General features: G+C 43.4%; 18 protein-coding genes. 8 read left to right on the top strand and 10 right to left on the bottom strand.

What is annotated here, in order from left to right; translation table 11 throughout:
• Nucleotides 1–5: 5 nt before the first annotated feature.
• The 3 genes from R7E38_RS03860 to R7E38_RS03850 all read left to right on the top strand — a co-directional run bounded on the left by R7E38_RS03860 (nt 6) and on the right by R7E38_RS03850 (nt 4,305).
• Nucleotides 6–746: an ABC transporter permease gene (locus R7E38_RS03860; protein WP_171344556.1), complete on the top strand. Its 741-nt coding sequence runs from the start codon at nt 6–8 to the stop codon at nt 744–746.
• A 3-nt stretch (nt 747–749) separates the two neighbouring features.
• On the top strand, nt 750–1,427 hold the full coding sequence (locus R7E38_RS03855; RefSeq protein WP_053303243.1) for an ABC transporter permease: 678 nt from the start codon (nt 750–752) through the stop codon (nt 1,425–1,427).
• A 154-nt stretch (nt 1,428–1,581) separates the two neighbouring features.
• Nucleotides 1,582–4,305 (top strand): ImpA family metalloprotease, encoded by a 2,724-nt coding sequence (locus R7E38_RS03850; protein WP_226082842.1) that lies wholly within the window; start codon nt 1,582–1,584, stop codon nt 4,303–4,305.
• 93 nt (nt 4,306–4,398) lie between these two features.
• Here the strand turns inward: R7E38_RS03850 and xthA are convergent, their stop codons facing one another.
• The 5 genes from xthA to dinG all read right to left on the bottom strand — a co-directional run bounded on the left by xthA (nt 4,399) and on the right by dinG (nt 8,882).
• Nucleotides 4,399–5,205, bottom strand: a complete 807-nt coding sequence (xthA, locus tag R7E38_RS03845; RefSeq protein WP_213965359.1) for an exodeoxyribonuclease III — start codon at nt 5,203–5,205, stop codon at nt 4,399–4,401.
• 95 nt (nt 5,206–5,300) lie between these two features.
• A complete protein-coding gene (gene rsmS, locus R7E38_RS03840) occupies nt 5,301–5,465 on the bottom strand; it encodes a pleiotropic regulatory protein RsmS (protein ID WP_005378432.1) in 165 nt (54 codons plus the stop codon).
• On the bottom strand, nt 5,465–6,010 hold the full coding sequence (locus tag R7E38_RS03835) for a primosomal replication protein (protein WP_033905048.1): 546 nt from the start codon (nt 6,008–6,010) through the stop codon (nt 5,465–5,467). Before R7E38_RS03835 ends, rsmS begins: the two co-directional genes overlap by 1 nt.
• A complete protein-coding gene (locus R7E38_RS03830) occupies nt 6,007–6,792 on the bottom strand; it encodes a sulfite exporter TauE/SafE family protein (RefSeq protein WP_005387866.1) in 786 nt (261 codons plus the stop codon). Before R7E38_RS03830 ends, R7E38_RS03835 begins: the two co-directional genes overlap by 4 nt.
• A 14-nt stretch (nt 6,793–6,806) precedes the next feature.
• Nucleotides 6,807–8,882, bottom strand: coding sequence for an ATP-dependent DNA helicase DinG (dinG, locus tag R7E38_RS03825; protein ID WP_226082844.1), 2,076 nt, complete (start codon nt 8,880–8,882; stop codon nt 6,807–6,809).
• Between the two features lie 515 nt (nt 8,883–9,397).
• Between dinG and R7E38_RS03820 the strand changes: the two genes are divergently transcribed.
• Nucleotides 9,398–10,477 carry a porin gene (locus tag R7E38_RS03820; protein ID WP_005378424.1) on the top strand — a complete coding sequence of 360 codons (1,080 nt, stop codon included), beginning with the start codon at nt 9,398–9,400 and terminating at the stop codon, nt 10,475–10,477.
• 76 nt (nt 10,478–10,553) lie between these two features.
• Nucleotides 10,554–11,231: a DUF2057 family protein gene (locus R7E38_RS03815; RefSeq protein ID WP_017820027.1), complete on the top strand. Its 678-nt coding sequence runs from the start codon at nt 10,554–10,556 to the stop codon at nt 11,229–11,231.
• An 85-nt stretch (nt 11,232–11,316) separates the two neighbouring features.
• On the opposite strand, the gene R7E38_RS03810 is transcribed toward R7E38_RS03815, so the two are convergent.
• A complete protein-coding gene (locus R7E38_RS03810) occupies nt 11,317–12,018 on the bottom strand; it encodes a pseudouridine synthase (protein WP_005387874.1) in 702 nt (233 codons plus the stop codon).
• A gap of 311 nt (nt 12,019–12,329) precedes the next feature.
• On the opposite strand from R7E38_RS03810, the gene R7E38_RS03805 reads away from it, so the two are divergent.
• Nucleotides 12,330–14,555, top strand: a complete 2,226-nt coding sequence (locus tag R7E38_RS03805) for an NADP-dependent isocitrate dehydrogenase (RefSeq protein ID WP_005378404.1) — start codon at nt 12,330–12,332, stop codon at nt 14,553–14,555.
• Between the two features lie 183 nt (nt 14,556–14,738).
• Here R7E38_RS03805 and cspD read toward each other — a convergent pair whose 3' ends face one another.
• Nucleotides 14,739–14,957 (bottom strand): cold shock domain-containing protein CspD, encoded by a 219-nt coding sequence (gene cspD, locus R7E38_RS03800; RefSeq protein ID WP_005378407.1) that lies wholly within the window; start codon nt 14,955–14,957, stop codon nt 14,739–14,741.
• A 704-nt stretch (nt 14,958–15,661) separates the two neighbouring features.
• Here cspD and clpS point away from each other — a divergent pair.
• Nucleotides 15,662–15,982 (top strand): ATP-dependent Clp protease adapter ClpS, encoded by a 321-nt coding sequence (gene clpS, locus R7E38_RS03795; RefSeq protein ID WP_005378419.1) that lies wholly within the window; start codon nt 15,662–15,664, stop codon nt 15,980–15,982.
• 50 nt (nt 15,983–16,032) lie between these two features.
• Nucleotides 16,033–18,300, top strand: coding sequence for an ATP-dependent Clp protease ATP-binding subunit ClpA (clpA, locus tag R7E38_RS03790; protein ID WP_226082845.1), 2,268 nt, complete (start codon nt 16,033–16,035; stop codon nt 18,298–18,300).
• Nucleotides 18,301–18,433: 133 nt separating this feature from the next.
• Here clpA and infA read toward each other — a convergent pair whose 3' ends face one another.
• The 3 genes from infA to aat all read right to left on the bottom strand — a co-directional run bounded on the left by infA (nt 18,434) and on the right by aat (nt 20,139).
• Complete coding sequence (infA, locus tag R7E38_RS03785; protein ID WP_001040192.1) at nt 18,434–18,652, bottom strand: translation initiation factor IF-1; 219 nt, start codon at nt 18,650–18,652, stop codon at nt 18,434–18,436.
• A gap of 81 nt (nt 18,653–18,733) precedes the next feature.
• Nucleotides 18,734–19,435 carry an arginyltransferase gene (locus R7E38_RS03780; protein ID WP_005378346.1) on the bottom strand — a complete coding sequence of 234 codons (702 nt, stop codon included), beginning with the start codon at nt 19,433–19,435 and terminating at the stop codon, nt 18,734–18,736.
• Entirely contained in the window at nt 19,432–20,139 is a 708-nt protein-coding gene (aat, locus tag R7E38_RS03775) for a leucyl/phenylalanyl-tRNA--protein transferase (RefSeq protein ID WP_005387881.1), read from the bottom strand. Before aat ends, R7E38_RS03780 begins: the two co-directional genes overlap by 4 nt.
• Nucleotides 20,140–20,146: the final 7 nt, after the last annotated feature.

The following is a 20,146-nucleotide window of genomic DNA, read 5'->3' as shown; positions in this document are numbered from 1 at the left end:
CACCTATGCTAGATTTACAAGGATACGAAGCTTCGATTTTGAAAGGAGCTTTAGTAACAATAGAAGTTGCAGTGCTTTCACTCATTCTCGCCATGGTCTTAGGCATGCTTGGCGCATTAGCTAAGTTAGCACCTTACAAATGGGCAAGGGCGATTGCCACTCTTTACACCACCGTCATTCGCGGCATTCCAGATTTGGTTCTGATGATGCTAATTTTCTTTGGTGGACAAATACTTTTAAATAACAGCCTTTACTCCATCAACGAAACGCTCAACGAGTGGTTTGCCTCGAGTGATCCAAACCATGAATGGACGTCTTACTTACCTGATTATATTGATGTCAGCCCATTTATAGCTGGTGTACTCACGATTGGTTTTATCTTTGGCGCCTACATGGCGGAGACTTTTCGTGGAGCGATCATGGCGGTGGACAAGGGTGAATTAGAAGCGGCGAAAGCTTATGGGATGAGTTCTGCTTTATCGTTTAGAAGAATCTTACTTCCTCAGATGATTCGTCATGCATTACCTGGATTTGGTAATAACTGGTTAGTGTTACTTAAGACCACAGCGTTAGTTTCCATTATTGGTCTGGATGACATGGTGAGAATGAGCTCATTGGCAGCAGGTACAACGAAAATGCCGTTCACCTTTTACATGGCTGTCGCGATCATCTTTCTATTTTTTACCAGCGTTTCGACCGGGCTACTCAAGCTTGTTGAGCGTAAGTTCAGTATTCATGCGAGGTAAGTTATGGACTTTTCTTTGATTATTGAAAGCTTTCCAACTTATCTTCAGGGACTTTGGACAACAGTTTGGTTAGTGGGATTAGCGTTGGTTATTGGCTTGTGTGTCTCTATCCCATTAGCCGTGGCACGCAATAGTACCAATTACGCTCTAAGCTTACCTTCTTGGGGATTCATTTACTTTTTCCGTGGAACGCCGCTACTGGTTCAGCTGTATTTGATTTACTACGGCATGGATCAGTTTTTCCCTGTGAAAGATACCTTGTGGGAGAACGCTTGGTTCTGTGCTTTGGTCGCTTTTATTCTGAATACATCGGCTTACACCGCAGAAATTATTCGTGGTGCGATTAATGGTTTGCCGAAAGGTGAGGTGGAAGCTGCGAAAGCCTATGGCATGAGTAAGTTTATGACATACAGACGTATTATCTTGCCGAGTGCATTGCGTCGAGCATTACCAGCTTATTCCAACGAGGTCATATTTATGCTGCACGGAAGTGCAGTCGCGGGCATCGTTACCATCATGGATTTAACTGGTGCTGCGCGTCTAGTTAACTCGCGCTACTATGCACCATTTGAGTCTTTCCTGACGGCGGGGCTGTTCTACATGGCACTGACGTTTATGATTTTGTGGTGTTTCAAAGTGGCAGAGAGGCGTTTCTTAGCTTATCTACGTCCTTTAAGCTAATTATCAATAGAGGCAATAGCACCGGAATGGGTGCTATTGCTTTTGATAATTTTGTTATCTTCATTCCTATTTTTCCAGCCGATATAAAAGACTCTTTCTTATTATTCATTAACTTACATTAACATTCGGTAAACTCATTGTTTAGTAAGTAAAAATGAAAAAAACAATTCTATCGTTGGGCATTGCCGCCTTAGCCACAGGATGTGGTGGGGGAGAGGGAGAATCACAACCTAATGCTCAAGTAAAACCAACGCCAGCTCCAGTTCAACAAGCTCTGGAAACTGGTAATGCACTGCTCGTTTCTGACCCGAGCGATTTCATTCGTAAAAGTCATCAAGTTGTGCAAGCTCACAAGATGCAGTCGAATACGATCAAATCTGCAATTGCGAAAAGCCTTTCAGGTCTTTATTGGGATCCAACCCATGATGCCGCGATCTTGGCACCTCAGTATGGCTTCAACGACACCATCTTGATGACCAATAAGGCCATGGCAAGCGGTTACAAAGATCAAGCTCTGTCAATTGGCGTTGCCGGGGAAAAGTCTAATGGTCAACGTTACGCACTATTAGGTAGTAACCCATTTAGAACGGCACAACGTTTTCCCGACTCTTCCAACGCGGCGATGACGCAATGGTTAAGTAACCTGGTCACTTGGTTGTCGGGTGGAGTTACTTCAAACGTCGTCATCGCGCAAATGGATCAGTCTTATTACTTTCCGGATGAGCAAGCGACTCGGAATTGGCTGAAAGACAATGTTTCACAAGAGCTGGCGTTTAACGAGGCCAACCTATGCGATGGTTCGAAGCTACTTAGCTGCTTGCAAACCAATACTCCAAACTTATTGATCTTGTCACAGCATCTGCAATCTGGAGATACCAACAAACCAGTACTCGAAGCTTTGGAATACGCTGAGCAAGCCCAAATTCCTGTTCTATACCTGCATTGGGATGGAGGACTAACTGATCTTGGCCAAGACATTTTGGAAAAATTCCATGTTGATTATGTGGGAGATAACTATTGGCGTAAGTTAGGCTTGGTCGACTGGGAACCTTCATCGTTGATGAACGTTGTGCCGGATTCTGTTATTACACAACAAGCGTTGTTGTCTCGTTTTGAATCTCAAAACTTCAACGTTGACTTGTCACTGTGTGATGACAAATCCTGCCCTGACACTGCGAATATGGACAGTCAATTTTATGCAGGGGCAAACAGCATTCGCCATTGGTTGCAAAAGCTTGATGAACAAAAAGTAGATTTGTTTAATCAAAACGGCTACCAATACGAAAAACTCATGGTATTGCTGGCTGATCATTATCGTCAAACGGTTGTCTTCCCGATGGACAAACAATCAACCCAAACGACCGAATTCCTAAAGTCGTACTTTGCCGATTACGTGCAATACAACAGCCGAAGCGTAAACCCAAAACAACCAAATATGGGGAACTTCAGCCGTAGTGAGTTTAGCCCTGACATAAAGAGAATCAGTGCAACGATTAATATGGAATCAAAGCGTAACTTCCGTTCGGCTGGTGTGTATGCGCTTCCTGGGGAAACCTTTACGGTTAAACGTAATGACAGCAATGATGTGGCGACTAAGATTGTCATCAACACTTTAAGAAGTGGTGCAACTCATGAGTTCAGCAAAGATGGATACACGCGACCAAAACTGCTGACTTCATTCGGCTATGAAGTGAAGCCGGGTGAAACCATCACGCTGACTTCTCCTTATGGTGGTCCAGTACAGGTTCACTTTGACAAAAATGATGTTCCGGTTGAACTGAAATTTAATCATGTGGCACAGCATCCAGTTTGGAGAAGTGAGAAGGACAACGACGCTTTTATTCAACAGTTAGAAGCCAATTTATTCGATTGGGCTGAGCTGATCACTCCTGGGTTTGAAGTACACTCAAAGCGCGACAAAATGTTGGAGTCGGTCAACGATGAAATGTGGTCTACCCCTTCGGAAATGGCGCTTGCAACAGAAGAATATGTTCACAACTACCCGCATGTGCTGGCAGGTTTCCAAGGGCCGGGCATAGATGAAGTGCCTGAAATTATTCAATACGCCCAAAACCAAGGTTGGGAAATCGCCAATATTGATATAGTGAAGCACATGAACGCTGACCAAGCGACGTGTGGTTATGGTTGTTCGGGTAACCCTTACGATGCTTATTGGTCATTCAGTCCACTCGGTCACGGTGATTTACATGAGCTTGGCCATGGTTTAGAAAAAGGTCGATTCCGATTTTCAGGCTGGGAAGGGCATTCAACGACCAATTACTACTCGTATTACAGTAAGTCTCGTTTCTTCCAGAATACGGGGAAAGTTTCAACCTGCCAAAGCTTGGATTTCAAAGGCCAGTTTGAATTATTGCAAGCTAGCCGAACTCAAGCAGATCCAAACGCATACATGGCAGCGCAAAATCAAACCAGTTGGAGTTGGGGCGCTCGTGTTTACATTCAAATGATGATGGCGGCGCAGCATGAAGGTGTGCTTAAAAATGGTTGGCATTTATTGGCGCGCTTGCACCTGATTGAACGTGAGTTTAACCGCTTAAAATCGGACGATGCGCTTTGGGATGAGAGACGATTGAGTATTGGTTTCGCCAACTACTCTCGGGAAGAAGCAAATAGCATCTCGAACAACGACTGGTTGCTTATTGCTCTGAGCTACATTTCTCAGCGAGATATGACTAACTATCTCGATATGTGGGGGTTCTCGTTCACAGAAAAAGCGAAACAGCAGGTTGTGGCGCTGAATCTACCGCCGATGCCGCTCACTTACTTTGCAAGTAGTAATACAGGCTACTGTCTGAACGAATTTGCTCAAACACCGATAACTATTGATGGTCAAACGGTTTGGCCGCTGAATCAGTGATTAACTGGTAATTTGTATGAAAAAGGGAGACAGAGTCTCCCTTTTTATTGGACTAAGCTTAGCGTTGAGTCTCGCTTATAGCTTTGCAGTATATTACTTAAATGTTGACCAGATTGGTGCGTGATCTGAAGGCTTCTCGATACCACGAAGCTCATAGTCGATACCAGATTCAATACACTTTTCCGCTAGAGAAGGGGTTGCCAAAATGACATCAATTCGTAGGCCACGGTTATCATCAAAACCGCGAGAACGGTAGTCAAACCACGAAAATTGATCGTTCACCTCTGGGTATAGCTTACGGAAGGTGTCCACAAAGCCCCAGTCTAGTAAGGTTTTCAACCATTCGCGCTCTTCAGGTTGGAATGAACATTTACCTGTTTTTAGCCAACGTTTACGGTTTGGTTCGCCGATACCGATATCTGCATCAATAGGGCTGATGTTGATGTCACCCATAACAATCAATTGCTCGTCGTTATTGTGATGATCGTTTAGGTAGGTCATCAGATCTTTATAGAATTGGCGCTTGTATGGGAATTTGGTTTCGTGGTTGATGTTATCCCCTTGAGGGAAATAGCCGTTTAGCACAGTGACCTTTTCGCCGTTTTCATTTAAAAACGTTGCCATGATCATGCGCTTTTGATGTTCCTCGTTATCCGTCGGGAACCCTTTTTGTACGTGTAGAGGCTCTTGCTTACAAAGCATTGCTACGCCGTAATGTGCTTTTTGACCATGGAAATACACTTTGTAGCCCATGGCTTCGACAGCTTCAATCGGGAATGCTTCATCGTGAACTTTAATTTCCTGAAGACCAATCACATCAGGTTGGTGTTTGTCGATTAGCGCTTGGAGTTGGTGCAGTCGCGCACGTAGTCCATTGATGTTAAAGCTGATTACTTTCATTATTTATCCTTTTGGGGGCGTACTTTTTTATGAATAGTATCATTGTGTAAGAGCACTGAAAATGAGTCTTGGTGAAAGGATTGAAACGCTCTGAGCTACTTTGCTTTTAATTTGTTTTCTAAGTCGTTTTGCACGATCTTTAAAGCGTTAAGCGCAACTTCTGGATCTATCTCATTGCTCTCAAGCAAATAGATTAAATCGACAGCCAGTTTGATCTCTTCAGGTGCGTCATCTAAAGGCGAGGTTGGTTGGTCAGCCATTATTGATGTTTTTCCCTATGTGTAATTTGGTTCTCTAGCTTAAGAAGTGCTGCTTCACAACGCGCTAAACGTTGCTCGGTTGCTAGTAATACTTTTTGAGCGTCGGCACGCATAAAACTCGGAGCGCTTTCGACAGCACGTTCTTTTTCTAACACCATCTCGCGCAAGCGTCTTGCCCACTCTTGGTGTTGAGCGAGTTCCTGATAAAGCACGTTGATAGGCTTGCGGAAATAGCTGCTATGTTTGATTTCATTCTTACGAATTTTAGTGGTAGAAATCTCGCGTTGAATTGCACCGATTTGCGCCACTAACCGTTCAGTGAGGTACTCAGCACGCAAAGCGGTGAGCTTACCTTCATTTTGCTCACGCACAATCGCATCCAGCGTGGCTTTTGCTTCTTTTACGCAAGGAGTAAGTAAGCGAGAGCGGCAACCAAATAAACGCTCATCAAAAAGCGGAACATGATGTTCGCCTCTTTGACGGTCAAGAACAGCGGCTTGCTTCGCCATTTGTTCTAGATTTTCCTGGAGTTGAGAAATGTTCATGACAAACCTACAAACCATGCGTCATAAGCCAATTTAATAGCTAGTATGCTGACGACAGTAACAAATACAGGACGAATGAATTTAGAACCAAATCTAATAGCGGAGTGCGCGCCAACAAAAGCACCAGCCATTAAACATACTCCCATTGTTAAGCCTAGCACCCAGTTGATATGTCCGAGGAATGCAAAAGTGATCAAAGAGGTAAAGTTACTGGTAAAGTTCATTGCTTTTGCTAAGCCAGAGGCGAGCAAGATATTCAGCCGGTACAGCGCCATTGAACTTACTGTCCAAAAAGCCCCAGTTCCAGGCCCTGCGAGTCCGTCGTAGAATCCTATGGATAAGCCTTGCATGTACTGTTTTTTATGAAGTTTTGGGCAAGGCTCGGGTATTGGACTTTGATGAGCAGAGTGGGGTGTTTTATGAAAAACGGTATACAACGCTGCCGCCAAAATAACAAGCGGCAATCCTTTTTCCAGCCAATCCGTACTAATCGCATCTACAAATAGCGTACCTAATGTCGCTCCGACGAGTGTTGCCACGAATGCACGCCTCCAGCATTGAGGTTTGAATAGACGTTTTTTGTAGTACGTAAATGCTGCAGTAGAAGAAGCAAAGGTAGCGGCAAGTTTATTGGTGCCTAGTGCAATATGAGGCGGCAAGCCTAGCGAAAGTAGAGCAGGTACGGTAAGCATGCCACCACCACCGGCAACTGCATCAATAAATCCTGCGACAAAAGCGACAAGCGCCAACACCAACAGCATGGTTGGCTCAATCATTTCCATAAATGGTGATTCTTCTAATATTCTATTTTACGTTTAAATGGAGGTAGTGAGTCGATTAAGGCTTGTCCGTATCGCTTAGTGACTAGGCGTCGATCAAGAATCGTTACTCTACCAGAATCTCTCTCTTTACGCAGTAAGCGACCTACGCTCTGGATCAGCTTTTTGCTTGCGTCTGGTACAGTTATTTGCATAAACGGGTTTCCTCCTTTTTTCTCAATGTATTCGGAATGAGCCTGCTCAACAGGGGAGGTTGGAACGCCAAATGGAATTTTTGTAATCACCAAGTTTTCAAGTAATTCGCCAGGTAAGTCTAGCCCCTCAGAGAAACTGCCAGTACCAAATAAGACGCTGGTTTTATTTGATTCTATTAACTTTTTATGTTTTTTTAGAATTTCTTGACGTGAGCTTTCACCTTGAACTTGCAACGCCCAGCCTTTTTTTATGAACTCCGAAGAGAGTGCCTTCGCGACTTGGTTCATCTGCCAATAGGATGAGAATAATACTAAGTTGGCTTTCTTGTCTTCCAAGTACTTAGGCAAGATCTCAATAAGATATTCAGTAAATTGAGGCGCTGGTGGTTCATATTTCATCGCAGGGATGAGTAATTCTGCCTGGTTTTGGTAATCGAATGGTGACGCAAGCGCTAAAAACTGAGTGCCTGATTCTGGTTTTCCATCAATACCAACCTGATGGCAAAAGTAATGGAAAGAGTTTAATGCACGCATCGTTGCGGAAACCAAAATGGCGCCAATACATCTGCTCCAAATCTGTTGGTCGAGTTGCCATCCAATTTCAAGTGGCGAAACACTCACAATGAAATCACCCTCGCGATCGGGGTGGGTTTCTAACCAGCGAGCTAAAGGCGCACCTTTTTCACGAGTTGGTTCAGCCATTAAATGCCATACTTGCGCTAGGTTTTCTAACCTTTGAATGTAGAAACCGAGCTCTGCAAGCGCTGGTTCAGCCAACCTTGTCGCAAGCTCCCCGTCTTTTACTCTTTCCGCAATAAGGTCGGCAATTTTTGCCACACTCTGATTTGCTTTTTTACTGAACTGTTTTAGTTCTTTGGATTGGTTCTCTAGCCACTCAGGTAGTTCACCGTGTTCGAAGCGGTAGATACCCTCTTCAAATTGAGCTGGGTCGAACTGTTTGGGCAATTGAGTCAGTGCCGGTATCAAGTTCTGAACCGCGTCTTGAAGGTCGTTGCGAAATCGAGCTACGCGTTTCTCGTCTGCGAGTGATGAAAACTTACTAATCGACTGATTTAACTTCTCAAGCCATGCTGCCGCGCCTTTTAAACTCGCAGATGCTGAAGCATGGTCACGAGCGACGTGAGGTAAGTGATGTGCCTCGTCGAAGACGTATATCGTATTTTCTGGCTCAGGTAAAATCACGCCGCCACCTAAATCTGCGTCTGCCATGACGAGAGAGTGGTTAGCAATGATGACATCGTTTTTATCCAACTCTGAGCGCGCTTTTTGGAATGGGCAGCCGCGGTGGCCTGGTAAACTGTTATTGCAACTGTGTTTATCACTGACAATCAGTTGCCAAAGCTTATCGTCGATGGGTTTAGGCCAAGAATCACGGTCACCGTCCCATTTACCTTGCGCAAGAGAGCGATGCATTGTTTCTAACAGCTCTATATCTTTTTGCTTAGGTTTGGTTTCAAACATGGCTAACTGGCCACCATCAGCACCGCTAGTAGTAGCGAGCTTTTCTGCACAACAATAGCGTTGACGGCCTTTTGCCAAAATAAAAGAAAACTCTCGGTCGGTAATCCGACGAAAAAGAGGGAGGTCTTTATTTATGAGCTGCTCTTGCAGAGCGACGGTCGCCGTTGAGATAACCACTTTTCTATTGTTATGTACAGCCACGGGAATGGTCGCCATTAGATAGGAGAGCGATTTACCAATTCCAGTCCCTGCTTCTGCAACGAGTATTCGGTTAGATTTGTGATACTGACCGCACAGCGTTTTTGCAATCTCTGCAACAAGGTAGTTTTGTGCTCTTCTAGGCACAAAGTTATCAAGTTGATCTTGAAGGTTTTGATAGCTATTACGAATCGATTTTTGAATGTTACTGGTCAGCATACGGGCCTCAAATGCGTTGGAGGCGAATAGTAGCACACATCACTAGTTGTACAGTAGTTCACAAAACGGAATGCTTTTATAAGGAATGTAGATCTCCTTCACAAAAAAATATTGAACCTTATCTTAATGAAATTAATTTCATTATATGAAAAATATAAAACTCCAACTTGGTCTGATTTGTGGGTTTTTATTCTTTTTTTTGTTTTTTTAAATTTACTTATTGGATTAAAAAACCATTTGTTAATGATTTTGTAAATTACAAATAATAATGGAGATTGGTTAGATGTTCGTCGAATAAATAAAGGTAAACTTATCAAGTTGTTGTTTTATAATGGTATTTTGTTTTTTTTACATTGGTATTTAGAAAATTTGACAGCCAGAATAATCTTTTGCACTCTTAGCTCCAGATTTTGAGGAGGTGCTGTATAACGTTTTGTTAACGCTCTACCTCAAACATATAAAAAAAGGGAACCGGACAAGGATATCCCGAACTAAGAAAAGGCAGTGGATTAATTATGAAAAAAACTCTATTAGCACTAGCTGTAGTTGCGTCTGCAACTTCAGTGAACGCAGCTGAAGTATTCAAATCTGAAGAAGGTTCTGTAGATTTCTACGGTCAGCTACGTCCAACTCTTCTATTCACAGAAAAAACTGATCACACAGCAGAGCTAAACACTAGCTCTTCTCGTACTGGTGTGAACGCGGTTTACGTTGTTGACGAAAGCCTAAAAGTTCTGGGTGAAGTTGAAATCGGTGTTGCTCTAGGTGACAACTACGACGCAGGTGCTGATTCAAGCGAGCGTACAGATGACTCTGTATACGTACGTCGCCACATCATCGGTTTTGATATGGGTGATATGGGTACTCTTCGCTTCGGTAAAGAAGGTACTTGGGCTGATGACGTATACTTCGCAGATTACTCTTACTTCTTCGGTGGTAACGCAGCGGAAACTGCATACGGTCACGCTTGGAACAACGATTCTCAAATCAAATACGCTTACGAAAATGACGCGTTCTGGCTAAAAGCTGGTTACGCGCTAGGCGAAAAAGATTCTAACGAAGAAGTACTAGAAGTATTCGTTGGTAAATCTTTCAACGACCTATCTCTACACGCTGGTGTACTTACTGCGAACAACGACATCAACGTAACTAAAGAGAAAAAACTAGTTCTTAATGGTGTAGAGCAAACAGTTTCTCACACAGAGCGTACTGATAACGAAAACCTATCTTTTGAAGTAACTGCTGAGTACGCACTAAACGAGCACACTCTAGGTGCTACGTACTACTACAACGAAAACGAAGATAAGCTAGGTAAATCAACAGTTGATTCACACTACATCGTTGTAGCTGGTATGTTCGCTGTTGCTCCTAAAACAACTCTATACTCTGGTTACGAGTACCTAGCTCAGTCTACTGACGAAGCAGGTAAAGTAGACGCAGACTCTTCTTGGTTCTACGCTGGTGTTGAATACAAGTTCTCTAAATGGGCACGTGTATTCGCAGAAGCGGGTTACACTTTCGAAGGTACTGACTTCGACAACAAAGACACAGATGACGCAACTAACTTCGGTGTTGGTGCTCGTTTCTACTGGTAATCAATACCCAGTTTGATATTGTAAGACCCAGCTATATGCTGGGTCTTTTACTATGAAGATAAGGATGAAAAATTCTATGCAGTTATCATTAAAAGTGGCAATGGCACTGTCTATTTTTGCCAGTACAAACCTCTACGCTGCAACGACTTTAGTGGTTCCAGAAGACGTGAAGTTATTGGCCGTCAACATGGAGAAGCCAGATCTAGAAGGTGGTCTTTTTTCTAGTGAGAAGACAATCGAACTACCTGACGGAACGAATCAAATTGTCTTCAAATATCAACCTACATTCGAAATTAACGAAAACCTTAAGACGGTTTACAGTGATGTAATCGTTGCTAAATTTGATGCTGAAAACGAAAAGCTAACGTTTGAACTGCCAGAGTTTAAAACTCTTCGCCAAGCGCAAAACAACATCTCGCCTCTAGATTGGCAATTACTGGATACCAAAGGCCAACCTATTGCTTTGGTCGAAGATGTATTAGAGTCAGATGGTGTTCAAATTGGTCGTAATTACCCTCAAGAAACTCGTAACTACAATATTGCTGGCGGTATCGCGAGTGTTGCTGTTAGCTATGTAACTGTGAATCAGCATCAACAATCAGTAAGTGATATCGAGCCTCGAGTTGAGACTAGTGATACCCGTTCAACAGCCGCATCGAACGACAGCCCAATGGTTGATGTATTAAAGACGATGTACCAGAAAGCGTCTCCGGCGGAAAAAGAGGCCTTTAAAAACTGGCTTGCTGAGCAGTAATCCCTTAGTTCATTAGATAGGGCTTAACTGAAAAAGTACGAATCTAAAAAGCAGGCTTTAAGCCTGCTTTTATCTTTTCTGCTTATTAGAGAGAGATTTCTCTCCATTCACCAGGCATTAGGTCGTTAAGGACGATATCACCCATCGAATGACGAATGAGGCGCAAGGTAGGGAAGCCAATGTGCGCAGTCATGCGACGCACCTGACGATTTCTTCCTTCAATAATGGTAATGGCTAACCAAGTTGTAGGGATATTTGCTCGAAAACGAACAGGAGGCGTTCTGTCCCAGACTTGTGGTTCTGGAATAACTTCAACTTCGGCTGGTAGAGTCATACCATCTTTTAGCTCTACTCCCTTTCTCAATTTTTCAAGATCTTGCTCCTGAGGAGCGCCATCAACTTGAACCCAATAAGTCTTCGGCGATTTTGACTTTGGCTGCGTTAGCTTCGCCTGCAAGATGCCATCGTTAGTGAGTACCATCAAACCTTCGCTGTCTCGGTCCAATCGGCCAGCCGCATAGACATTTTTGATTGGGATATAGTCCGCTAACGTTTTGCGACCATCGCCATCGGTAAATTGACTGAGCGTATCGTAAGGCTTATTGAAAATAATGACTTTACGATCTTTAGGGGCCACTTTTGGCTTTTGGCTTTTTGTTGGGCGATTAGGGCGGCGGTCTTGCTGAGTACGAGTCTTCGAGCCATTGCGAGCTCCTGAGTGTTTAAAATGGCCCGTTTTAGACTGGTTACGACTGCGACCTTTTTCCTGACCTGTACGAGATGACATGTTAACTACCCTGCAAAAATGTAAATGAACTGTGTTTGAAAGTTTTAAGTTTTCTCATGATCGGATATGATTTGCGCGCCTAAAACTAACAAACGCGCACAGAATGATAGACTAATTCGTGTTATTTGTTTAATTATATCAGTGCACTCATGGATTCAGAGCTTAGAGCTTCAAACTACAACAAAGAGTGCGAACCGCATGTGGCGTTAGTGAGGAGACATGTACTGCTAACGCGCAGCAATGCGTCAATTAAACCAACTCAGACGCTGAGTTGATCAGCCAACAAGTTGATTAAAAAATAGGGAAATTTCATGCCTACAGAAAAACCTACAATTATCTACACCATCACTGATGAAGCGCCGGCGCTAGCAACTTATTCATTACTACCAATCATTCAATCATTCACAGCATCGTCTGGCATCAATGTAGATACTCGTGATATTTCACTAGCAGGTCGAATTATCGCTAACTTCCCAGAGCATCTAAAAGAAGAACAGCGCATTGGCGATGCGTTGACTGAGCTTGGTGAACTAGCTCAAACTCCAGAAGCAAATATCATCAAGCTACCTAACATTTCAGCTTCAGTTCCTCAGCTTAAAGCGGCGATTAAAGAGCTTCAGGCGAAAGGTTACGATTTACCAAACTACCCAGAAGAGCCGAGCACGTACGAAGAGAAAGCGATTAAAGCGGCTTACGACAAAATCAAAGGTAGTGCGGTTAACCCAGTACTTCGTGAAGGTAACTCAGACCGTCGTGCTCCGACTTCGGTTAAGAACTACGCGAAGAAAAACCCACACTCAATGGGTGCATGGTCAGCAGAATCTAAGTCTCATGTTGCGAGCATGTCAGACAATGACTTCTTTGGTAGCGAAAAGTCTACAACTATCTCTGGTGCAACAGAGGTCAAAATCGAGTTTGTCGGTAATGATGGTACAGTTAAAGAGCTTAAGTCTGCGTTCCCATTACTAGATAAAGAAGTCATTGATACTTCAGTAATGAAGAAGAAGGCGTTGGTTGAATTTTTCGAGAAAGAGATTGCTGAAGCGAAAGCGCAAGACGTGCTGCTGTCTCTTCATATGAAAGCGACGATGATGAAAGTTTCTGACCCTGTCATTTTCGGCCATGCCGTAAAAGTTTACTACAAAGACGTTTTCGATAAGTACGGTAAGCTGTTTGAAGAGCTAGGCGTTGATGTAAACAATGGCATCGGTGATGTTTACTCAAAAATTGAGTCTCTACCTGAAGCGCAAAAAGCAGAAATTGAAGCGGCCATTCAAGCGGTTTACCAAACTCAACCAGAACTTGCGATGGTTGACTCTGATCGTGGTATCACAAACTTACATGTACCAAGTGACATTATTGTAGATGCTTCTATGCCAGCAATGCTTCGCTCTTCGGGTCAAATGTGGGGACCAGATGGTAAACAAAAAGACACCAAAGCGATGATTCCAGATCGTAGCTACGCAGGTATTTACCAAGCGGTTATTGATTTCTGTAAAGAGCACGGCGCATTTGATCCAACCACTATGGGTAGCGTACCTAACGTTGGTCTAATGGCTCAGAAAGCTGAAGAGTATGGTTCTCACGACAAGACATTCATTCTAGACGCTGCGGGTACTGTTCGCGTTGTTGATGCTTCAGGTAACGTACTGTTAGAGCAAGCGGTTGAAGAAGGTGATATCTTCCGTATGTGTCAGGTTAAAGACGCACCAATCCAAGATTGGGTTAAACTAGCAGTGACTCGCGCACGTGCAACAGGTGTTCCAGCTGTATTCTGGCTAGACGAAAACCGCGCGCACGATGCTGAGCTCATCAAGAAAGTAAACGCCTACCTACCAGATCACGATACTGACGGTCTAGAGATTAAGATCCTATCTCCTGTTGAAGCTTGTAAGTACTCACTAGAGCGTATGAAAGCGGGCCTAGATACTATCTCTGTTACAGGTAATGTTCTTCGTGACTACCTAACAGACTTGTTCCCAATTCTAGAGTTAGGTACGTCTGCTAAGATGCTATCTATTGTTCCATTGATGAATGGTGGTGGTCTATTTGAAACAGGCGCTGGTGGTTCTGCTCCTAAGCACGTTCAACAAGTAGAAAAAGAGAATCACCTTCGTTGGGATTCTTTGGGCGAGTTCCTAGCGCTTGCAGCTTCGTTAGAGCATTTAAGTGTAGCGACAAACAATCCTAAGGCTCAGGTTCTCGCAGATACACTAGATAAAGCGACCGGTGAGTTTTTAGACACCAATAAATCTCCGTCACGCAAAGTGGGTGAGCTAGATAACCGTGGAAGCCACTTCTATCTTGCACTTTACTGGGCGAAAGCGCTTTCAGAGCAAACGGATGATGCGGATCTTGCTGCTGAATTTGCACCAATTGCAAAAGCGCTGTCAGAGCAGGAAGAAACGATCGTTGCTGAGCTAAATAATGCGCAAGGCGTGAAAGGTGAGCTAGGAGGTTACTACTTACTAGACGATGCATTGGTTTCTAAATTGATGCGTCCAAGCGAAACCTTTAACGCAATCATTAACAAGTAAGTTAGTGTAAAAACACGTCGTTTTCGGCGTGTTTCCTATCCTGTAAGTGCGCTGTAAGTGTTCCTTTTGTAACACGTGCTCTAAATAGTAAGAAACCCGCTATCTTGGCGGGTTTATTTTTCTCTTCAAAACATCAACGTGGCGTTTCGAGAGCAATATTTTTATATTTCGACAGCGCTCTAATTATTTGGCTTGGCCTTCAAGAGGCACGACGCTACTCGCGTGACAGCCTTTGGGACCTTTTTCAATCTCGTAAGAGACTTGTTGGCCTGCTTTCAGTGTACGATAACCGTCCATCTGGATAGTTGAGTAGTGGGCAAAGATATCTCCCTCTTCTTCATCTGAACAAATAAACCCAAATCCTTTGGCATTGTTAAACCACTTTACTGTACCTGTAGCCATGCTTTACATCCCTCATGCATTTTTTACTGATGTTGTTACTGCAACCAAGTTATACCTTTAACTTGGTACTACCATTGTCAGCGAATGCCAACAAACGTCAAATCAATGATAAGTCACATTCATCAAACCACTTAAAGAAGAGAGGTTTCAAAATGATGATTTATGCATCGACACTTTCCACTGTAGTCAATGAATTTCGACAGTCAATAGCAGTGAGCAACAAACAGAAACATAATTGAAAACAAATCACTTTTGAGATTAACAAATTTGCAAACAGTTTTTCGTATATACGCAGAAGTTTAGTCAATTTGCCTATGAAGTGGCTCATACTGAAAAAGCCATACTGTCCGTGTTGCTTATGGGAGAAGAATCCTCTGACTGAATAAAAAATGAAGTTTTCGTGATAATTACCGTATTCTCAATGAGGAAGTGTGATCCAGATAGAAGATGATGGGGTGGTTTGCAATAGTCCGAGAGCAATAAATAGAAAGTTCTTTTATAAGAAAAAATGTGTAACTTATCGACAAGCATCTTTTATTTGCGCCGTATCAAGACGTGCATTAGTCTCTATATTAGGTAGCAACTTTTATCGATCAAAGATCGAATTCGGTGCCATAACTCACTACACCGCGCTGCATGCTTGTGGTAGATTGTTTTTATAGGTCGAAAACATCAACCCTTTGATACGATATCTTTAGATTGCCATGAGTAAAAATTTTGAATGGGTCACTCCGGACTCTGATCTTCTGGAGCGAGAAAGTACGAAAGTCCAGCCACCTAAGCTGTACAATGTCGTACTCAATAATGATGACTATACACCTATGGATTTCGTCATAGAGGTGCTTGAGCGATTTTTCTCACATGATATTGATAAAGCAACTCAAATCATGCTTCAGGTCCACTATGAAGGAAAGGCAATCTGCGGCACATACAGCGCAGAAATTGCCGAAACAAAAGTAGCGCAAGTTACGATGTACGCAAGGGAAAATGAACATCCGCTACTTTGCACTATGGAGCAAGCGTAAACAAAGAAGACTTGCTCGAACAACCCCAGTTGTTTTTTCGGGAGGTACTTATGCTAAATAAAGAACTAGAGTCAAGCCTTAACGGTGCATTTGCTCGGGCGCGCGACAAACGCCACGAGTTTATGACTGTCGAACACCTCCTACTTGCATTGTTGGAAAATGATGCAGCTAAGGAAGCCCTTCTAGCTTGTAAGGCGGATCTTGACGCTTTACGCAACGAACTCGATATTTTCATCGATCAAACTACGCCTCTTATCCCAGATAGTGATGAGACGCGTGAAACGCAGCCGACTTTGAGTTTTCAACGTGTACTACAACGCGCCGTCTTTCATGTACAGTCGTCTGGTCGTAATGAAGTAACAGGCGCCAACGTGCTTGTTGCTATCTTCAGTGAACAAGAGTCGCATGCCGCTTACTTACTGAAGAAAAATGACATCTCCCGATTAGATATTGTTAACTTCATCTCCCACGGTATTACTAAAGCATCAGGTGCAGGTGAGGATTCATCATCAGACTCGTTTAGCTCAGAAAGTGTTGAAGAGCCTAATTCTGAAGAACGCCTAGAAAGCTTTGCGACGAATCTTAATCAAGTCGCTAAAGATGGAAACATCGACCCACTCATTGGACGTGATAAAGAGTTAGAGCGCACTATTCAGGTACTTTGTCGACGCCGCAAGAATAATCCACTACTAGTGGGTGAGGCAGGGGTTGGTAAAACAGCCATTGCGGAAGGTCTTGCATGGCGAATTGTCGAAGGGCAGGTCCCTGAGGTTATTCAAAACAGCGTGATTTATTCACTAGATATTGGTTCTTTGCTCGCTGGTACCAAATATCGCGGTGATTTTGAAAAGCGCTTCAAGGCGATTTTGAAACAACTTGAAAAAGAAGAAGATGCCATTTTGTTCATCGATGAAATACATACCATCATCGGTGCAGGCGCGGCATCTGGTGGTCAAGTCGATGCAGCAAATCTTATTAAGCCTCTTTTAAGTAGCGGTAAGTTGCGTTGTATTGGTTCGACGACATACCAAGAATACAGCAACATTTTCGAGAAAGAGCGTGCGTTGTCTCGCCGCTTCCAAAAGATAGACGTTGTAGAGCCCTCATTGGATGATACAACTAAAATCTTGATGGGCTTGAAGCCGAAGTACGAAGCTCACCATGAAGTACGTTATACCAATAAAGCACTGCGTGCCGCGGTAGAACTGTCGGCTAAATACATTAATGAACGCCATCTACCAGATAAGGCCATTGATGTCATTGATGAAGCTGGTGCTCGTAGTCGTCTTGCTCCTGCAAGCCGTCGTAAAAAAACGGTCGGAGTGGCTGATATCGAATCAATGGTTGCCAAAATGGCGCGAATTCCAGAGAAGTCGGTTTCTTCTTCAGATAAAGACATTTTGAAAAACTTAGATAGCAAAATGAAGATGTTGGTATTCGGTCAAGATAATGCGATTGATGCATTATCCGAGGCGATCAAGCTGACACGTGCAGGTTTAGGTGTAGACAACAAACCTGTTGGTTCATTCTTGTTTGCAGGCCCAACAGGGGTTGGTAAAACAGAGGTGACGGTGCAGTTATCTAAGCTTCTAGGTATCGAGCTACTTCGTTTTGATATGTCTGAGTATGGTGAGCGTCACTCCGTAAGTCGCTTAATTGGTGCGCCTCCTGGTTATGTCGGTTATGACCAAGGTGGTTTGCTAACCGATGCTGTTATTAAGCACCCACACTCAGTCGTATTACTTGATGAGATTGAAAAAGCGCACCCTGATATCTTTAACCTGTTGTTGCAAGTCATGGATAACGGTACGCTAACGGACAACAATGGTCGCAAAGCAGACTTCCGTAATGTCATTCTTGTTATGACAACTAACGCAGGTGTGGCGGAAACCGAGAAGAAATCAATTGGTTTGATTCAACAAGACAACAGTCACGATGCAATGGCGGAAATTAAGAAGGTGTTTACTCCTGAGTTCCGTAACCGTCTTGATAACATCATCTGGTTTAACAGCCTTGATGAAAGCGTTATCCATCAAGTGGTTGATAAGTTCATTGTTGAACTGCAAGTGCAACTTGATACGAGAGGAGTTTCAATGGAAGTATCGCAAGACGCTCGCCATTGGTTAGCACATAAAGGTTATGACAAAGCTATGGGGGCTCGCCCAATGGGGCGTGTTATCCAAGAACAGCTTAAGAAGCCTTTGGCTAACGAACTGTTGTTTGGATCTTTAGTTGACGGCGGTACAGTGAAAGTAACGCTGGTCAACGATACGCTTGAGTTTGAATACTTAAGTGAGAAAGAGACAGCGATGCATTAATCGTTAGTCGGTAACAAACGCAAAAGCGCACGAGAAGATCGTGCGCTTTTTTATCTGAACTAAATCGGAAAAAATTGTGCAATAAAAAACGGAGCAGCTTGCTCCGTTTTTTATTGCATCCGAAAATCAGAGATTAACGAGCGCGGAAGACGATGCGGCCTTTTGACAGGTCGTATGGAGTCATCTCTACAGTTACTTTGTCACCCGTTAGGATACGGATGTAGTTCTTACGCATCTTGCCAGAGATGTGAGCAGTCACAACGTGACCGTTTTCAAGTTCAACACGGAACATAGTGTTTGGTAGAGTGTCAAGGACTGTGCCTTGCATCTCGATTACGTCTTCTTTAGCCATTTAATCCTCTTTAGAAATTAGGCAATATTAGCGGGCTATATTCTGCCGCTAAATAGTAATTATGTAAAGTTGAGGCGTATTCTACCCTCGCCAACGCTGATTTACTAGCCTTTGGTGGCGTTGAAAGCGTGTTTTGTAGCTCATTGCTGGGCACTCATCAATCTGATATCCCAAATATAGCCACTGTTGTTTGTTTTCTTGGCAGTATTTAATTTGATAAAGCACCGCTAATGTCCCAAGAGATAACTCGTAGTCAGGGTCAAAGAAAGTATAAAAAGCACTCGAGCATTGTGGCATCAAATCTGTCACTGCAATGGCGAGCAATTGATCTGATTCATCGTAAATGTGTAAAAACGACGTTGTCAGCCAGCTGGTTTGAGCAAATCGAGCAAACTCATCACGCTTTGGTGGGTACATAGTGCCGTTTTTATGCCGTTTGCAGATGTACCGACTGTAAAGCTCAAACCATTCCTCATCCATTTCAGGTTTCATTTCCCAGCGTAAAGACTGTGCTTTATTAAGCAGCCTCTTCTGACTTTTTGATAGTCTAACGTCTGGAATCGAGACTCGAATTGGCTGGCAAGCGGTGCAATGCTCGCAATGCGGTTTATATATGGTATCTCCGCTACGACGAAAACCGTTAGCCATGAGCAACTGGTAATTTTCTTCAGTATGCAGCCTTTCATCAAGCGCCACCGCAACCCGCTCTTGCCGTTCAGGCAAATAACTACAAGGGTGATTATTCGTCAACCCTATTCGAATATGTTGTATATCCGTACTCATACTGAATCCTGCAAAACTTGGGGCTGATAGGCATCAAATAGTGTTTGCTTTTCTCTTAAAGATAGTAGTTTTTGCATAAATTCGTCACGCTCAAGTTCAAATGCGCCAAGTGATGCCAAGTGAGAATTCATAACTTGGCAATCGATTAATTGACCTTGCTTTGACGCCAAATGGTTGCATAAGTACCACAATGCAATTTTGGATGCGTTATCTTTTAGACTAAACATCGACTCTCCGCAAAAAAGTTGGCCCACGCAAATGCCATATAGTCCGCCAATCAGGTTGTTGTCATGCCATACTTCTACAGAGTGACAGTGACCAAGTTTGGCTAACTCAATGTAGGAAGCTTGCATTTCCTCGTTGAGCCATGTTTCCTCTGCAGGGCGTGTTGAAGAACATAGTCTAATCACTTCTTCTGTCGCGAAATTGAGTGTTACTTTATAGTTATGTTTACGCTGAAATTTTTTGAGACTTTTAGATGGCTTAAACTGTAATGGGTCAAACACGGCGCGCGGAGAAGGGCTCCACCATAAAATAGGTTCACCAGGACCATACCAAGGGAAAATGCCTTGATAGTAACCATTGAGGATTCTCATGGGGTTTAAGTCACCACCAAAAGCCAGCAAACCATTGGGGTCGCTGAGTGCTTTATAGGGTGAGGGAAAGTTGAACGTTTCATCGAGTTCAGTTAAATAAATAGCCATAAGAAGT

This window comes from Vibrio sp. Vb2131 (genome assembly GCF_033338535.1).
In the GTDB taxonomy this organism is placed as follows: domain Bacteria; phylum Pseudomonadota; class Gammaproteobacteria; order Enterobacterales; family Vibrionaceae; genus Vibrio; species Vibrio alginolyticus.
Note: the sequence above shows the minus strand (reverse complement) of the source record. Positions and strands in the feature narration are given on the sequence as shown.

Bases quoted from the DNA above. Each gene is read 5' to 3' on its own strand.
- R7E38_RS03860 (WP_171344556.1), top strand. From the start codon at position 6: ATGCTAGATTTACAAGGATACGAAGCTTCGATTTTGAAAGGAGCTTTA.
- R7E38_RS03855 (WP_053303243.1), top strand. From the start codon at position 750: ATGGACTTTTCTTTGATTATTGAAAGCTTTCCAACTTATCTTCAGGGA.
- R7E38_RS03850 (WP_226082842.1), top strand. From the start codon at position 1,582: ATGAAAAAAACAATTCTATCGTTGGGCATTGCCGCCTTAGCCACAGGA.
- xthA (WP_213965359.1), bottom strand. From the start codon at position 5,205: ATGAAAGTAATCAGCTTTAACATCAATGGACTACGTGCGCGACTGCAC.
- rsmS (WP_005378432.1), bottom strand. From the start codon at position 5,465: ATGGCTGACCAACCAACCTCGCCTTTAGATGACGCACCTGAAGAGATC.
- R7E38_RS03835 (WP_033905048.1), bottom strand. From the start codon at position 6,010: ATGAACATTTCTCAACTCCAGGAAAATCTAGAACAAATGGCGAAGCAA.
- R7E38_RS03830 (WP_005387866.1), bottom strand. From the start codon at position 6,792: ATGGAAATGATTGAGCCAACCATGCTGTTGGTGTTGGCGCTTGTCGCT.
- dinG (WP_226082844.1), bottom strand. From the start codon at position 8,882: ATGCTGACCAGTAACATTCAAAAATCGATTCGTAATAGCTATCAAAAC.
- R7E38_RS03820 (WP_005378424.1), top strand. From the start codon at position 9,398: ATGAAAAAAACTCTATTAGCACTAGCTGTAGTTGCGTCTGCAACTTCA.
- R7E38_RS03815 (WP_017820027.1), top strand. From the start codon at position 10,554: ATGCAGTTATCATTAAAAGTGGCAATGGCACTGTCTATTTTTGCCAGT.
- R7E38_RS03810 (WP_005387874.1), bottom strand. From the start codon at position 12,018: ATGTCATCTCGTACAGGTCAGGAAAAAGGTCGCAGTCGTAACCAGTCT.
- R7E38_RS03805 (WP_005378404.1), top strand. From the start codon at position 12,330: ATGCCTACAGAAAAACCTACAATTATCTACACCATCACTGATGAAGCG.
- cspD (WP_005378407.1), bottom strand. From the start codon at position 14,957: ATGGCTACAGGTACAGTAAAGTGGTTTAACAATGCCAAAGGATTTGGG.
- clpS (WP_005378419.1), top strand. From the start codon at position 15,662: ATGAGTAAAAATTTTGAATGGGTCACTCCGGACTCTGATCTTCTGGAG.
- clpA (WP_226082845.1), top strand. From the start codon at position 16,033: ATGCTAAATAAAGAACTAGAGTCAAGCCTTAACGGTGCATTTGCTCGG.
- infA (WP_001040192.1), bottom strand. From the start codon at position 18,652: ATGGCTAAAGAAGACGTAATCGAGATGCAAGGCACAGTCCTTGACACT.
- R7E38_RS03780 (WP_005378346.1), bottom strand. From the start codon at position 19,435: ATGAGTACGGATATACAACATATTCGAATAGGGTTGACGAATAATCAC.
- aat (WP_005387881.1), bottom strand. From the start codon at position 20,139: ATGGCTATTTATTTAACTGAACTCGATGAAACGTTCAACTTTCCCTCA.